This window comes from Streptomyces sp. NPDC049837, assembly GCF_040674455.1.
Lineage (GTDB): Bacteria > Actinomycetota > Actinomycetes > Streptomycetales > Streptomycetaceae > Streptomyces.
Window position 1 is genome coordinate 205,960 of the sequence record NZ_JBFAMP010000001.1, and the last position, 16,538, is coordinate 222,497.

Consider the following 16,538-nt stretch of genomic DNA (forward strand, 5'->3'; position numbering starts at 1 on the left):
CCACGTTGCGTACGTCGACGCGACGTCGGGCGAACCACCGGCTGTCATGCCGAGGCAACGACGAGTGAAGCGGCCCATGGAGGACAGTGACCCGACGTGCCGCGTCCGGCCATCGGCCATGGCCGACCACGAGGCCGCGTTGCTCCCATATATCCCGGCGCCCCGCTCGCCGCAGTCCGTACGGGGCACAGGGCCGACGGTAACGGGTGTGCTGCCGGTGGTGTACCGGGGGCAAGTGCGGGGGCGGAGTGAGGCCATGTGGGGCGCCAGCGCGGTTGCACAGAGGTGAGCCCGGTTCGCGCGGGTCATGCCGGGCCCGAGGCCGGGAAGCGTCATTGCGGGGCCACGGAGGAGGTAGCGGGGCCGCAGGTCACTCGGTGGGCAGCCGTCAGTGTTCCTCCGGCTCTGACAGGGCGATGTCGTGGACCGGGATGTCCGGGGTGGCGGCGACCGTACGCAGCAGCCGGGTGAAGCGGGTGCAGAGGGCTTCGACGGTGGACCGGTCGAACAGCTCGGTCCGGTATTCGACGACACCGTCGAGGCCGTGGCAGGTGCCGTCGGCGTCCCGCCGCTCGAACAGGCCGAAGGTCAGGTCGAACCCGGCGGAACCCCTGCCGACCAGGTCCACCGTGGCGGACAGGCCCGGTAGCTCCAGCCTTGCGGGGAGGGATGGTGTGAGAACCAGCATCACCTGGAACAAGGCCCGGCCGAACACCGCCTGCCCGCTCGCCGCCCGTCGTGGCCCCTGCGCCTGCACGACCAGGTCGAAGGGCACATCCTGGTGGGCGAAGGCCTCCAGATCGGCTTGCCTGACCCGGGCGAGCAGCTCGCGGAAGGTCGGTGCTCCCGAGGTGTCGGTGCGCAGTACGAGTGTGTTCACGAAGAAGCCGACGAGGCCGTCGAGCTCCGCGTCCGCGCGGTCGGACACCGCCGTGCCGATCGGGATGTCCGTACCCGCGCCGAGGCGGGTGAGCAGCGCCGCCAGTCCGGCGTGCGCCACCAGGAAGAGGCTGGCCTGCTCGTCCGCGGCCACCTCCAGGAGCTGCCCGTGTACGTCTGCGGGGACGGTGAAAGCCACCGTGTCGCCGGCGCTGTGCGAAGGGCGCCCGGACGGCGCCTGCTCCGTACGGTCGGCGGGTAGCGGGATGCGTTCCGGCAGACCGGCCAGGGTCTTGTCCCAGTAGGCGAGTTGACCGGCCCGCAGGGCGCTGGGCTCGTCGTCGGGGCCGAGCAGTTCACGCTGCCACAGGGTGAAGTCGGCGTACTGAATGGGCAACGGCGGCCAGCCCGGGGCGGCACCGCTGACGCGGGCCCGGTACGCGGTGCCGAGGTCGTCCAGCAGCCGCGGCAGCGAGGCGCGGTCGCAGGCGATGTGGTGGAGCAGCAGGAGCAGCGTCTGCCCGCGTGAGGTGTCGGTGGTGAAGAGGACCGCGCGCAGGGGAAGTTCGCTCTCCAGGCGGAAGGGCCGGCCGGCCGCGGCGTTCAACGCGTCCGGTAGCCGGTCCGGGGCGACCGATTCGACCGTGAGTGCCGGGCGCGCGGCCGTGACCGGCAGGATGTGCTGGACCGCCTGGCCGTCCCGCTGCTGAACGAGGGTACGCAGGGTTTCGTGCCGGGCCATGAGGTCGCCCAGGGCGGCACGGAGCGCCCCTTGGTGCAGCTCGCCGTCCCAGCGCAGCACCAGGGGAACGTTGTAGGTGCTGTCGGGGCCGGAGAGCTTGTGCAGGAACCAGAAGCGCCGTTGGCCGAAGGAGAGCGGGACCGGCTCGGTGCCGCGGTCCCCGGCCGACGGGAGCCGAGGGAGGGGCCGGGTCCCCGGCGGCACGGAGGTGTCGCCCGGATGAGTCGTGTCGCCCAGGTGAGCGGCGAGCCCCGCGACGGTCGGGTGGGCGAAGACGTCCCTGACATCCAGCTCCGCCCGGGCGCCGAGGCCGGCTCGGCGCACCATGGTGACCAGCCGTGTCGCCCTCAGGCTGTCACCCCCGAGGTCGAAGAAGTCGTCGTCGGCGCCCACCCGCTCCACGGCGAGCAGGTCGGCGTACAGCCCGGCCAGTGCGGCTTCCAGCGGCGTGTCCGGGGCGCGTGACGGCGTGTGGGCGCGGGCGTGGGGGGAAGGGAGCGCCGCCCTGTCCAGCTTCCCGTTGGGGGTGAGCGGCAGCCTGTCGAGCGGGACGAACAGGGACGGGACGAGATGCGCCGGAAGCCGCGCGCGCAGCCATTCCCGCAGCCGGGCGGGGATCCGCCCCGGATCGTCTGCCGCCGCCTCGCGGGTGGGGACGACGTAGGCCACCAACTGCGCCGCCCCGTCGGCTCCCTGACCGCCGTCCGCGTCCATGCCGGCGGGGTCCCGCGGAACGCCGGAGCTCGCCAGCACGGCGCCGCCCGCCACGCCGGGTGCGGCCAGCAGCGCCGCCTCGATCTCGGCCGGTTCGACCCGGAAGCCACGTATCTTGACCTGGTCGTCCGCCCTGCCGAGGTACTCCAGTGAGCCGTCCTGACGGGCGCGTACGAGGTCGCCCGAGCGGTACAGCCGGGACCCGGCAGGGCCGAAGGGGTTGGCCACGAAGCGCTGCGCCGTCAGTGCGGAGCGGTGAAGATAGCCCCTGGCCACACCGGAACCCGCGACGTACAGCTCACCGGCCACCCCGGGGGGTACCGGGCGCAGCCGGCCGTCCAGCACATACAGCCGGGTGCCGGCGATGGCCTTGCCGATCGGGACGGTCCGCGCCGTGCCGTGGTCGCGGTCCAGGTCGAGCCGGGTCGAGAGGACCGCGGTCTCGGTGATGCCGTACATGTTGACCAAGACGGGCGCGGAGTCCTGGTGCCGCCCGTACCAGGAACGCACGACGGCGGGTGAGAGGGCCTCACCACAGAAGATGACCCAGCGCAGGGCCAGTTCCCGCCCGCGCGCCGGCTCTTCGGCGTCGGCCTGCTCCAGCGACCGGAAGGCGGAGGGAGTCTGATTGAGCACCGTCACCCGCTCCCGCACCAGCAGGTCGAGAAACGCGTGGGGGGAACGGCTCACCTCGCGGGGGACGACCACCAGCCGGCCGCCGTGCGCGAGGGCGCCCCACATCTCCCACACGGAGAAGTCGAAGGCACAGGAGTGGAACATCGTCCAGGTGTCGTCGGGGCCGAAACCGAACTCGGCGGCTCCCGCCCGCAACAGTGCCACCGGACCGCGGTGCGGGACCACCACGCCCTTGGGGCGGCCGGTGGATCCCGAGGTGTAGATGACGTATGCGGCGTGGTCGGGCGTCAGCGGCCCCGTGCGGTCCGCGTCGCTCAGGTCGGCGTCGCTGCGGTCCGCGTCGCTCAGGTCGGCGTCGCTGAGGTCCGCGTCGCTCAAGTCGGCGTGACTCAGGTCCGCGACGGTCAGGTCCGCGACGCTCATCGCCGGCGAGGGTGCGGTCGCGGCAGCTCCCGTCGGGTCCGTCCCGGAGAGAACGCATACCGGCTGGGCGTCGGCGAGGATCCGCTCCGTGTGCTCCGGCGGCCATCCCGTGTCGAGCGGGAGGTAGGCCGCGCCGGTCTTGGACACCGCCAGGATCGCGGTGACCAGGTCCTCGGAGCGGGGCAGCAGGACGGCGACGGTGCGTTCGGGTCCCGCGCCGCGCCGGATCAGCGTCCTGGCCAGCCGATTGGCGCGCGCGTTGAGCTCGGCATAGGTGAGCTGCCGGTCGCCGTGGCGGACCGCCGGGGCGTGCGGAGTGAGTGCGGCCCAGTGTTCGAACAGCTCGGGGAGTGTACGGGGCGAGGGGGGTGCGGGTGTGCCGATGCGCGGTACGAGCAGCCTGCGCTCTTCCGGTGCCAGCAGATCCAGCTCTCCGACGGGGCGCCGGGGTTCGTCGACCAACTGGTCGAGCAGGCGTACGCAGCGGTCGGCCTCGGCGGCGACCTCCTCGGGCTCGTACCGCCCGGCGTCGGCGTGCACCTCCACCATCAGGCCGGCCCGGCCGCGCTCCGGCCTGATCATGACGGAGAGGTCTTCGACCGCGCCGGTGTTGAGCTGTCTGAGGGTCATCGGCCGCCCGGCGAAACTGCGGCCGAAGCTGAAGGGGACGATGTTCGCGAGCAGTTGGTACGGCGCGTGCGCGGACCCGGTGAAGCCAAGGTCACGGCGGAGGTCCTCGTACCGGTAGCGCTGGTGGTCGAGGGCGAGGGCGATCGCCTCGCCGACGGTCCGGATCAGTTCGGCGGCCGGCCGGCGCAGGTCGACCGGTACCCGCAGCGGGAGCACGTTCGACGCCGCACCGGCAACGGCGCCCGCCGTCTTGGGGGTGCGGCCGGCGACTGGGAACCCCACGACGACCTCGTCGCCGCCGCCGGTGCGCGCATGGTCCAGCAGGACGGCGGAGGCGGTCGCCACCACGGTCCAGGGGACGTCGAGTTCGCGTGCGCGTGCCCGGAGGGCGGCCACCCGGTCCTCGGGCATCCGGGACGTACCGTGCACCGGTGCCCCGCTCATCCGGTCGATGCCCATCCGCTCGATGCCCGTCCGGCCGATGCCTGTGCGGCCGATGCCCGTCCGGCCGATGCCCGTCCGGCCGGGTATGTCCCGGCCCGCCGCGCCTGGCCCGGGCATACCTGGCCGGACGGCTCCCGGCCAACCGGCCATCTTCGCCGTCCAGAACTCACGGTCGGCTTCGAAGTCGGGCGTGGAGCGGTAGGCCCGCTCGGCGTTGAGCAGGGTGTCCAACGGCACTTGGTGGCCGGGCTCCGGGGACTCGCCGCGCTCCAACGCCGCGTAGATCTCGCCGAGCCGCCGGGCGAACAGCGCCAGGCCGAAGCCGTCCACCACCAGGTGGTGGACGAGCAGATACCAGCAGACCCGGTCCTCGGAGAGGCGCAGGAACGCGGTCCTGAACGCCGGGCCGTTCTCCAGGTCGAGCGGGCGGGGGATGTCCGCTCGCATCCAGTCCAGCGCGGCGGCCATCGGTGCGGGTTCCCGCTGGAGATCGACGACCGGTATGTGCCAGGTGGGGAGGGGGCCGGCCCATTGCCTCGGCTCTCCGGAGGCCGTGACGGCGAACCGGGTCGTGAACGGCTCGGTCTCCGTCACGGCGAACCGGAAAGCCGCCTCGTACAACCCGGGATCGAGATCTCCGGCGATCTCGAACGCACTCGCCAGGTGGTACCGGCCCGGAGGCGCCAACTGCTGCGCCATCCAGATCCCGTGCTGCATCGTGGTGAGCGGCATCGACGGGTGATCCGCCGAGCGCACATGCTCCGGCTCGTTCCTCACGGAGTGTTCACCGCTCCCTTCTGTGCCTTGGAGGCCCACCGTTCGACGAGGACGCGGCCGATGTCGCCGAGCGCGGCGGGGCGTCCCATCTCCATGTGCGTGCAGTCGACCGGCAGGATCTCGAGCGCCCCCTTGATCAGCGGGCGCCACAGGCCGAGCGCGGTCTCGGGCGAGTGGTCCCGCGCGGTGAACATCACGGTGTTCCCGCCGAACGGGCGAGGCTTGTGCTGGCCGGCGACCCGCGCGTTGTTGGTGAAGGTCCGGGCCAGCGCGGCGATCCGCTGCTCGTCGAAGGAGGCCAGCAGCCCCTGCCGCGCCCGGGTGATCTCCACGAGCCGCGGATACGTCAGCGACTCGCCCGCCCACAGGGAGGGGTCGTAGCCGAAGTGTTCCAGGAGCATCGCGAGGACGTCCCGGCCGGCGACCGAACCCGGTGCGGCCTCGGCCGAGGCCTCGGCGTCGGCGACGTCCGCGCCCATGGGGTAGGCGTCCAGGAGCGCCAGCGTCTCCACCGACTCGCCGTTCTGCTCCAACTGCACCGCCATCTCGTGGGCCACCACCCCGCCGAAGGACCAGCCGAGGAGGTGGTAGGGGCCCGTGGGCTGGACTGACCTGACATGGTCCAGGTAGTCCGCCGCCATCTCCCGCAGGGACGCCGGCAGAACTTCGCGGCCGTCCAGGCCCCGGGCCTGCAGGCCGTACACCGGCCGGTCCGCGCCGAGCGGCGAGGTGAGCCCCGCGTAGCACCAGGCGAAGCCCGCCGCCGGGTGCACGCAGAACAGAGGCGCCTTGTCGCCCGACTCCCGCAGCGGCAACAGGACCCCGGTGCCGCTTTCGGACGTCTCCTGGATGCCCCGCCACCCATTGCTCGCGGTGTCGTCGCCCGCCTCGGGCGAGAGGAACGAACCGACGCTTCTGGCGGGCTCGGCGGCCGCTTCGGTCAACAGTGTGGTGAAGCGTTCGGCGAGCGCGACGATCCACTCGCGGGCCAACACGTGCGGGCGGTAGTCGAAACGCAGCAGCAGCTTCCCGCTCCTGGCGGAGACCGTCAGGAGCAGCGGGGAGTCCGGAGCGTCGTCACCATGGGTGTCCATGGGATTCGGGCCGGGTGCCGGCGCGCTGGCGCGCCCGGCCGGCTCATCGGGGTCCAGCGGGTGGTTCTCGAACACCATCACGGAGTCGAAGGAGTCCCTCACGCCGGTGATCCGGCGGATCCCGCCGAGGCCGGTGTGCTGGTACGGCATCAGCGCGGCCTGCTCCCGCTCCAGCCGGCTCAGCAGCGCCCCGAGCGATTCCGCCGGGTCCAGCCGCACCCGGGTGGGCACCGTGTTGCCGAAGAGCCCGGCCATGGGCTCCGCTCCGCCGAGCTCCGCCGGGCGGCCGCAGACGACGGAGCCGAACACGACGTCGGTGTTGCCGGTCTCCTGCCCCATCAGGATGCCCCAGCCTGCCTGGAGCACGGTGTCGGTCGTGACGCCATGCCCGCGGGCCACGCCGGCCAGCGCGGCGGAGGTCTCCTCGTCGACCTCGAAGAGGAAGGTTCTCGGGGCCGGCGGTTCCTCGGGGCCCTCGGGGCTCTTCGTACGGTCCACCGGGCGCACGACCCGGGCCAGCGCTCTGACCGTCTTGTGCTCGAAGATGTCCTGCGGTGTAAGGACGAGACCCACCCGACGCAGCCGGCTCAGCATCTGGATCGACATCATGCTGTCGCCGCCGAGGTCGAAGAAGCTGACGTCCATGGCGACTTCGGGGAGCCGGAGCACCTCGCGGAACACCCGCGCCACGTGCTCCTCCCGCGCCACGTGCTCCTCCCGCGCCACGTGCTCCTCCCGCGCTCCGTCGGCGGTCGGCAGACCGGCCTCCAGCGGCCGTACGTCCGTCGGCGGCTTCTCGCGGTCGAGCTTGCCGCTGCCCAGACGTGGCAGCGCGGAGGCGGCCTTCAGATCCGCCGGGACCAGATGTGCCGGCATCTGTTCGGCCGCCCAGTCCCGCAGCGCGCGGCGGCTGGGGATGCGGGCTCCCTCCGCGGGCACCAGGTAGGCCATGAGCCGGGCGCCGCCACTCGTCCCCTTCCGGACACAGGCCATGACCTCGGCGATGGCGGGGTGCCGGGCGAGCACCGCCTCCACCTCACCGAGCTCGACGCGGAAGCCGTTGACCTTGACCTGGGCGTCCGCACGGCCGAGGAAGTCGAGCTGCCCGTCGGGGCGCCAACGGGCCAGATCACCCGTCCGGTACATCCGCTCGCCGGGCGGGCCGAAGGGGTCGGCGACGAAACGCTCCGCGGTCAGCCCGGGCCGGCGCAGATATCCCCGCGCGAGGCCGTCTCCCGCCAGGTACAGCTCGCCCTGGCGGCCGGCCTCGACCTGCCGGAGTGAGCTGTCGAGCACGTAGGCGCGTACGTGGCCCAGCGGCCGCCCGATGGGCGGTGCGCCCTCCGGCACGGGGCCGTCGCCGGCCGGGGCGGGGGCAGGGATGGTGGCCGCGGTGGCATAGACGGTGGCTTCGGTGGGCCCGTACACGTTGAGCAGCCGGGTGCCGGGCATGATCTCCCGGATCCGCGCGGCGAGTGTCGCGGGGAGTGCCTCACCGGTCATCGAGAGCGTCGTGGCCGACACCTGGAGACCGCCGGTCTCCAGCAGCTTGGAGAGCACTGAAGGGATGGCGCACAGCAGACCGCCCGACCAGCGCGGCGGGTCGCCGTCGAGCAGCGACAGGAGATTGCCGACCACCTCGACGCTGCCGCCGCCCGCCAGCGCGGGGAAGATCTCGGCCACCGACGCGTCGAAGCTGAAGGAGCTCGCCGCCAGTACGTGTGCCAACGACTCGGCACCGAACTCGGCGGCCGCCCAGTCCACCAGCGCGACCACACCGCGGTGCGGCACCACGACCCCCTTGGGTGTACCGGTGGAGCCCGAGGTGTAGATGACGTACGCGGGATGCGAGGGCCGCAGCGGCTCCGGGCGGTCGGCGTCGGTCGGTGCCGTGGGTGAGAGGTGCTCCAGCTCCCCGGCGACCGCGGGGTCGTCGAGCCGGATGGTCGTGGTCAGCCGGCTCACGACGTCCGCGACGTGCGAGTCGGTGGCGGCGTCGGTCAGCACACAGACGGGTTCCGCGTCCTCGACCATGAAGCGGAGCCGCTCGGCCGGGTACCCGGGGTCGAGCGGCAGGTACGCGGCGCCCGTCTTGAGCACCGCGAGCATCGCCACGAGTGTCCCGGCGCACCGAGGGAGCAGCAGCCCGACGACCGACTCCGGCCCGGCACCCCGGTCGAGCAGGAGCCGGGCCAGCCGGTTGGCACGCTCGTGGAGTTCCGCGTAGGTGAGTTTGTCATCGGCGCTGATGACGGCGACCGTGTCGGAGTGGCTCCGGGCGGCGCTCTCCAGCAGGTCGGTGAGCGTTCGGCGGGGCGCTCCGGACTCCGTGCCGCCCGTCCAGGAGCGAACTGCCGCCCCCTCGTCCGCCGCCGGCAGGTCGAAGCTGCCCAGCGGGTGCTCCGGGCCGGCCACGGCCAGGGACAGCAGACGCCCGAAACGCCGGGCGTGCACGTCGAGTTCGGCGGCGGAATAGCGATCCGCCGCACCGCTGAAGACGATCCGCAGCCCCTGGTCCTCGGGGTCGTCGTCGAGTATGACGCGTATGTCGTGGACCGGGTCGGGCACCAGGTCGTGGACCACCACGGACAGGTCACCGAACCGCACGAGGGTCCCGGGGGTGCGGATGTCGGCGATCGGCCCGAACAGCCGGGGCCGGTCGTCCGGCGCCCCGGCCTCGCGGCACAACTCCCGGTGGCCCAGCCGCTGGTGCCTGACCGCCTCGCGCGACTCCCGGGCGACGTCGTGGACGAGTTCGGCGAAGGTGGCGGCGGACCGTACCGCCGGCCGGAGCGGCACGATGTAGTCGCTCGCGTCCGGGACACGCCTGCTCACCCGGCTCGGCCGGCCGTCCACCGGCATGCCGATCACCACGTCCGTGGCGCCGCTCAGCCGGTGGGAGTAGGCCGCCACGGCGGCGCACAGCACCGCCCGGACCGGCACACCACTGTGGCGGGCGGTGGCCCGTACACGCTCGGTGTCGGTGGTGCCGAGCGTCACCGGGCGGGAGTTCACCGGTGCTCGCAGCCGGTCGGCGTCCCGGGCGGGGGCGGACGCGAAGGTCACCGGCTCGGGGAGGTCGGCGAGCCGCCGGCGCCAGTGGGCGCGGTCGGCTTCCTGCGCGGGAGATCCGGCGTACCCGGCCGTTGCCGAGGCCGTGCGGGCCCGGGCGGCCAGGGCACCGTCAGCGGCCGGGCGGCCCTCGGCGAGTGCCGTGTACACCTCGGAGACCCGACGGGTGATCAGCGCACAGCCGAAGCGATCGACAGCGGCCCGGTGGTGCTGGTGGAACCAGTGGTGGCGGTCCGGGCCGAGCCGCAGCAACGCCTGGGCGGACCAGGGCCGCGCGGTCTCCTCGCCACCCGGTGCGTGCTCCGCTCCCCGCTCGAGCGCCGCGCGTGTCCACGCATCGGCCGCGCCCGGCGGGTCCGCCTCCGTGCTCAGGTCCACCACGGGCAGCGGCAGGCTGTCCGAGATCTCCGGTACGGGCGGACCGTCCGGTCCCTGGCCGGCGGAGCGCACCCGCTGTGTGGTGGTCTCGGCCACGACCTGCGCGACCGCCTTGCCCAGGGTGGTGAGGTCCAGGTCGCCGTGAATCTCCACGAGCTGGGCGGTGTGGCTGCCGGGGGCGATGGGTCCCGTACCGGAGTGTCGTACGGCACGCCAGGCGTCCTGCCCGGCGGCGGACGCGTCAGTGGGCGCGCCCTGGCGGTCAGCCATGGTGGGTTCCTCCCCGCGCGATCAGGTGCTGTGACGAGTACTGGTAGAAGCCACTGCCCGACTTGCGTCCCACGTTGCCCTCGGCGACGAGACGGGCCAGCAGGGGGCAGGGCCGGAAGCGGTCCTCGCCGGTATGCCGGCGCAGCACCTCCAGCGAGTCGGCGATGGTGTCGAGACCGATGAGGTCCGCGGTGCGCAACGGCCCCATGGGGTGACCGAAGCAGTCCTGGAAAATGCGGTCCACGGTCTCGGCGTCGGCGGTTCCCTCGCCCAGCACGGCGGCCGCCTCGTTGAGCGTCAGCATCAGCACCCGGTTCGTGACGAAGCCGGGGGCGTCACGGACCACGAGGGCGTGCTTTCCGACGCGGGCGAGGAAGCCTTCCGTGCGCTCCACGGTGAGATCGCTGGTCTCCGGCGCGCGGATCACCTCCACCGCGTCCTTGAGCGGCGCCGGGTTCATGAAGTGGGTGCCGATGACCCGGTCGGGGCGGGCGGTGAAGGAACCGAGGCGACTGACCGGGATGCACGAGGTGTTGGACGCGAAGATCGCCTCGGCCCCGCAGATCCGGTCCAGCTCGCGGAGGATCCCCTCCTTGATGTCCTCGTCCTCCCGGGCGCACTCCACCACCAGGACAGCGGCCGCCATGTCGGCGAGCTCGGCGGACCAGGTCACCAGGGACTCGGTGCGGGACGCGGGCGCGCCCACCCGCGTCTGCCGGGACCCCCGGCGCAGCAGCGTGGCCGTCCTGATCCCGGCGCGGAGCCGAGCCGGCCCCGAGGCCAGCGCCCCGGGGTCGTTGTCGACGACGACCACGGGGTGGCCGGCTTCGGCGAAGCACTGCGCCACACCGATCCCCATCGTGCCCGCGCCGACGATGCCCACCAGTGACCCGGCCGGAACGGTCTGCGCGGCCGGCTCGGTCGGTACGGTCTGCTCGGTCGGTACGGTCTGCTCGGTCCGTGCGGTCTGCTGGGTCTGTTGCACGTCTGTCTGATCGCCCACTGTTGCAGGTCTCCTTCGTCGGCCGAGCCGCGTCAGTCGGTGTGCGGGGGCCGTGCCGTGGCCGGCTCCGCAGGTGTGCTCGCGCTGGTCGTCGTGTCGATGGGCCACAGGCTGGACAGCGGTGCACCGGGGGCGCGAAGGGCCGCACGCAGCATCGCGAGCAGTCCTTCGACGAGAGCCCGGGCGCTCGACCGGTCGAAGAGCTCGGTGCGGTAGTCCAACGAGATGGACAGCTCGTCCCGCCCCGGCCCCTCGACGACGGACCAGGAGAGGTCCAGCTCGCTGCGGCCGGGCGGCGGCGTGAGCCGTCCCGCGTCCGTGCCGGGCCACCGCACGGGGGCCGCCTCCACCCCGGCCGCCGAGCCGAGTGACGCCGGCAGCGCTTGACAGGAGTACGCCACATCGAACAGCGGTGCCCTGCCGGGCTCGTCGGGCAGTCCGGCCGCGCTCACGATGTCGGCGAGCGGCACGTCCCGGTGCTGTTCCGCGCCGGTGATGGCGCGCCGCACCCGGTCGGTGAGCTTCTCGAAGGACGGGTCGTCGGCCAGGTCCAGACGCAGCGGCAGGCTCCGCGCGAAGGAACCCACACGAGTGCGGGCCGCCGAGAGGGGAAGCGCCGTGCCGGTCAGCCCGATGAGCGCCTCGTCCGCCTCCGTGTGCAGGGCGAGCAGGGCGGCGAGGGCCGCCAGCACGCTCTCCCTGGTCCCGGAACGCACCACCGCGGCGGCGAGGTCGTCGGGAATCCGGGACCCGAGGGTGGCGGTGGCGCGGGTGCCGTGGGCGGGCCGGGCCCGGTCCAGCGGCGGCGCACCATCGGCCAGTCCCGCCAGTGTCTTTCTCCAGTAGGCGAGTTGCTCCTCCCTCCGGGGGCCTGTCCAGGGCTCGGTGTGCTCGCCGGACAGCGTGGGAAGCTCGGACGGCGTGGGCAGCTCGGGCAGCTCGGCCGGACGGCCGTCCAGGCGGGCGCCGTACAGAGCGAGCAGGTCCCGGAAGAACACCTCCGGCTGACCGCCGTCGTAAGCCTGCTGGTGGGTGGTCACCAGCAGGACGTGCCGGGCCGGGGCCGTCGTCGCGAGGAGCGCGTGGAGCCGGCGTCCCGATGCCGGATCGAGTACGAGCGCGGCCTCGGCCCGCGCGATCTCCCTGGCTGCGAGGAGGGGCTCGCTCTCGCCGGAGACGTCCACGGTGGTGAAGAAGCCGTCGCCGAGCAACGAGCCGTGTCCCACGGCTTCGACGGTCCTGGCACGCAACGCCTCGTGCCGCTCCGCCAGTTCCTCCAGCGCCGTGCACAGCGCGGGCAGCCGCACCTCGCCGCGAAGCTCGAGGCAGCTCACGGCGGGGGTGGCGAGCGGGACCACCGGGGCAGGCGGCGTGTCCGGTCGGTCCGCGACCGGTCCGGTCGCCGGAGGAGGACCGCCCGGGAGGTCGCGGTAGCAGGTGTCCTCGTTGTCCGCTACGGCGTGCAGCAGCTCCATGAACGCCTCGGACATGGCGGAGATCGTGTCGGCGTCGAAGAGCTGCGTCGCGTACTCCATCATGACCACGACCTCGTCCTCGTCCGCCAGCTCGCCGACGACCATCGAGATGTCGAACTTGGCGGTGCCGGGGGGCAGCCCGGGGAAATGCGGGAGGAGCTCCGGGTCGTGCGTCGGCCCGATGACGATGTCGCCGAAGGCGGCAGGCGGTGGCAGCGTCTGGTGCACGTACATGACGTCGAAGAGCGGGTTACGACTCGGATCACGGTCGACCGCCACCTCGCGCACGACCTTGTCGAACGGGATCTCCTGGTGGTCGAGGGCACCGAGCACCACCCCGCGCACCTGGCGCAGCAGCTCACGGAAGGTCGGGTCACCCGACAGGTCCGAGCGCAGCGCGATGGTGTTGTTGAAGAAGCCGAGCAGGTCCCACAGTTCGGGTCGGCTACGGCCGATGGTCGCGGTACCGACGACGATGTCCCGCTGACCCGACCAGCGTGCGAGCAGCACTTTGAGCGCGGTGAGCAGCACCATGAAGAGCGTGGCCGTCTCCTGGGCGCCCACCTCGCGCAGCCGCTGCACCAGTGCGCCCGGGATGGTGAACCCGTGGGTCGCGCCCGCGAAGTCCATCCGGCCGGGGCGCGGCCGGTCGGTGGGCAGCTCCAGCGCGGGCGGGTCGCTCAGACGTTCGCGCCAGTAGCTCAGTTCACCGTCAAGGCGGGAGTCGGCCATCAGCTCGCGCTGCCAGCGCGCGTAGTCCGAGTACTGCACCGGCAGCGGCTCGACGTCGGGGGCGCGGTTCTCCAGGCGGGCGGTGTAGAACTCCAGCAGGTCCCGCATCTGGATCTGCGGAGCCCAGCCGTCGTTCACCGCATGGTGCATGCACCAGCAGACGATGTGGTCGTCGTCACCGAGCCGCACGACGGTCACCCGTACGAGCGGTTCGCGGGCGATGTCGAAGACCCAGCGCGTGGCGGCGGTGACGGCCGCACCCGCCGCGGCCTGCGGGGTGTCCTCGCCGGAGACGTCCACATAGGTGAAGAAGTCGCCCAGTTCGGGCCGGATCACCAGCTCCGGCCTGCCGTCGGCCTCGACGAAATTGGACCGCAGCACCTCGTGGCGCCGCGCCAGGTCCTCCCAGGCGAGGCGGAACTTCTCGACGTCCAGGGGTCCGCGGTACCGGGAGGCGCCGGGGAGGTTGTAGAGCGTGGTCGTCGGGTCGAGCTGGTGGTGGAGCCATATGCGCTCCTGCCCGTACGACAGCACCGGCTCGCCGCCCGGGGCGACCGGCGGCAACTCGGCGTCGGGCGCCTCGGGGACGAACGGGGCCGTCGGCGCGTCGGCGGCGCTCGGCGAGTGCGGCGCGTGTGGCGCGTGTGGCGCCCGGTCGTGAATGGCCTTCGCGAGCGAGCTGACGACGGGGTGGTCGTAGATGTCCGCCAGCTTGAGCCGGACCCCGTGCCTCACTCGTACCCGCTCAATGAGCTGGAGAGCGATGATGGAGTTGCCGCCGATGGAGAAGTAGTCCGCGCCGGCCGGGACCTCATCCGCGTGCAGCAGCTCGGCGAGGGTGTCCCGCAACCAGTCCAGTACGGTCCGGGATTCTTCGGTCCCTTGCTCGCCGGGTGCGCGGACCGGTTCTTCGGCGGGTGCGCGGACCGGTTCCCCGGCGGCAGGCGCAGGTGCAGGTGCAGGCGCAGGCGCAGGTACCGAAGCCGGAACGGGAGCCGGAGCAGTGGGCCGACGGAGTACTTCGCCGAAGGACAGCACCTCACCCAGTGGCCTGGCCCAGCACCGCACGCCGGTGAACGGATGTCCCGGCAGCGGAACCCGGCGCGCCGACGGGTCGGCCCGCAGCATCGGCCAGTCCAGGTCGACGCCCTCCTCGTACAGCCTGCCCAGCAGCTCCAGGACGGCGGCGTCGGCGTCGGCGGCACCGGGCTCCAGACAGAGCACCCGGGCGTCCGCGCGACCGTGGAGGTGGGCCCTCAACCGGTCGCTGATCTCGCCACGGGACGCCAGCTCCACGAATACCACGGGTCCGTCGGAGAGCTGCTCGTCCGCCGCCGCGTGGAGCTGCTCCACCCTCAGCGGGTCGCCCGCCACCGCCGGGTCCTGCCCGCTGTGTGCCCGCCGCAGCGTGGCGGTGTCCTCGGCGCTGAGGTCCCCCCGCAGGTACCGGGCGGTGTAGCGGGAGATCCCCGAACTCATCAGCCCGTCCGGCGAAACTCCGGCCCGGACCAGCCGCCGGTACGTCGCGAGCTGCCCGCCGACCATCGCGGCGCGGTCGGCCGGTGCGGGCAACTCGTCCGGCACCTGGTCCGGCATGTGGTCCGGTAACTGGTCCGGCATCTGATCGCGCGGCTCGTAGGGTGTGGCGTCCGAGGAGAGCAGGAAGACCACCCGAGGTGCTGCCATGGAGTCGGTGACAGCCGGCTCGGACGCCTCGGCCGGCTCGGCCTGCTCGGACGCCTTGAGCCGACGCCAGGTGACCTCGGCGGCCAGGCGGGCCGCGAGCTCGGAGGTGTCCCGGGCGACCACGGACGCACGGTAGGGGTCGTGGTCCCTTCCCTCGTTCAGCGTCCGCGCGACGTCGGCCAGCGGGTGGGCGGTGTGACGCAGTTCGAGCGACAGCAGCTCGCACTGGGCGAGCAGGTCCGCCCGGCTGCGGGCGGACACCGCGACGAGCTGCGGGGCGCTGACAGCGGGGCGTACGGGGGCGGTCACCGGGGGCTGCTCCACCACGCAGTGGGCGTTGACGCCGCCGAGGCTGAACGAGCTGACGCCCGCCCGGCGCGTCTCGTCGTCCCACTGCTCGAGCGAGGTGACGACCTTGAGGCGAGCACCTTCGAGGTCGACCTCGTCGGCGGGCTCCTCGAAGTGCAGCGAAGGATAGAGCTCGCCGTGGCGCACGCTGAGTACCGCCTTGACCAGCCCGGCGATTCCCGCGGCGTGGTCCAGGTGCCCGATGTTGGTCTTGACCGAGCCCACTTTCACCGTGCGGTCGCCGTCGGGGCGGGCGAGGGCCAGGCCCTCGGCCTCGACCGCGTCGCCGAGCCGGGTGCCCGAGCCGTGCGTCTCGATGTATCCGGCGGTCGCCGGGTCCAGCGAGGCGTTGCGCCACGCCTTGGTGATGACCTCGGCCTGCGAGCGGGCACTCGGTGTGCTGATGGTCGCGGAGTGCCGGCCGTTGTGCACCACGGCGCTGCCGCGGATCACGGCGTGGATGAACGCACCCTCCGCCAGCGCCCGTTCCAGCGTGGTGAGGACCACCACCGCGCCGCCCTCGCCCCAGCCCGCACCGTCCGCGGCACGGTCGAACGCGCGGGACCGGGCGGTGGGCGAGGCGATGCCGGGGAAGTCGGCCATTGCGGCCACCGGCGGCACGATGTGGCGCAGGCTCACCCCGCCCACGACGGCGTGGTCCGCGTCTCCGTCGCCGAGTTCACGGCATGCCTGGTGGACGGCGACGAGTGAGCCGTTGCAGCCGGTGTCCACGCCGTAGCAAGGGCCGGTGAAGCCGAAGAGGTGGGAGATCCTGGCGGGCAGGGCGCAGGGGATGTTTCCGTTCATGCCAAGGGTGCCGTGCTCGCGCACCAGGGGCGCGTAGCCGTTGTTCGGCGAGCTGAAGATCACCGCTGTCCGGCTGTCCCGGAGCCCGGCGGGGGCGTATCCGGCGTTTTCCAGCGCCTCCTGGGTGAGCTGGAGTGCCAGCCGGTGCTGCGGGTCGGTCACCTCGGCCTCCCGCCGTGACAGCCCGAACCGCTCGTGGTCGAAGAGGTCGATCCGCTCCAGGTAGCCCTGCTCCGGATAGTCGTGCCGGGGATCGAGCCCTGTGGTCCGGATCCGTTCCGGAGGGATGGGACGCACCGAGTCCCTCCCCGCCCGCAGGTTCGCCCGGAAGGCGGCGAGTGAATCCGCCTGCGGGAATCTCGTGGCGATTCCGATGACCGCGACGGCCGGCCTGCCGTGTGTCACGCCCGTACCGCTCATGTCACCTC

The 16,538-nt window shown here is 72.8% G+C and carries 4 protein-coding genes; all 4 read right to left on the reverse strand.

Features of this window, described 5'->3' with window-relative positions:
- Positions 1–388 precede the first annotated feature (388 nt).
- From AB0J57_RS01060 to AB0J57_RS01075, 4 genes are read right to left on the reverse strand one after another with little or no spacing between them, the layout of a single operon-like run.
- On the reverse strand, positions 389–5,245 hold the full coding sequence (locus AB0J57_RS01060) for an amino acid adenylation domain-containing protein (RefSeq protein ID WP_366125785.1): 4,857 nt from the start codon (positions 5,243–5,245) through the stop codon (positions 389–391).
- Positions 5,242–10,059 (reverse strand): amino acid adenylation domain-containing protein, encoded by a 4,818-nt coding sequence (locus tag AB0J57_RS01065; RefSeq protein WP_366125786.1) that lies wholly within the window; start codon positions 10,057–10,059, stop codon positions 5,242–5,244. Before AB0J57_RS01065 ends, AB0J57_RS01060 begins: the two co-directional genes overlap by 4 nt.
- Entirely contained in the window at positions 10,052–11,062 is a 1,011-nt protein-coding gene (locus tag AB0J57_RS01070; RefSeq protein ID WP_366125787.1) for a 3-hydroxyacyl-CoA dehydrogenase family protein, read from the reverse strand. The genes AB0J57_RS01065 and AB0J57_RS01070 overlap by 8 nt, the downstream gene beginning before the upstream one ends.
- A gap of 32 nt (positions 11,063–11,094) precedes the next feature.
- Positions 11,095–16,530: a condensation domain-containing protein gene (locus AB0J57_RS01075; RefSeq protein WP_366125788.1), complete on the reverse strand. Its 5,436-nt coding sequence runs from the start codon at positions 16,528–16,530 to the stop codon at positions 11,095–11,097.
- Positions 16,531–16,538: the final 8 nt, after the last annotated feature.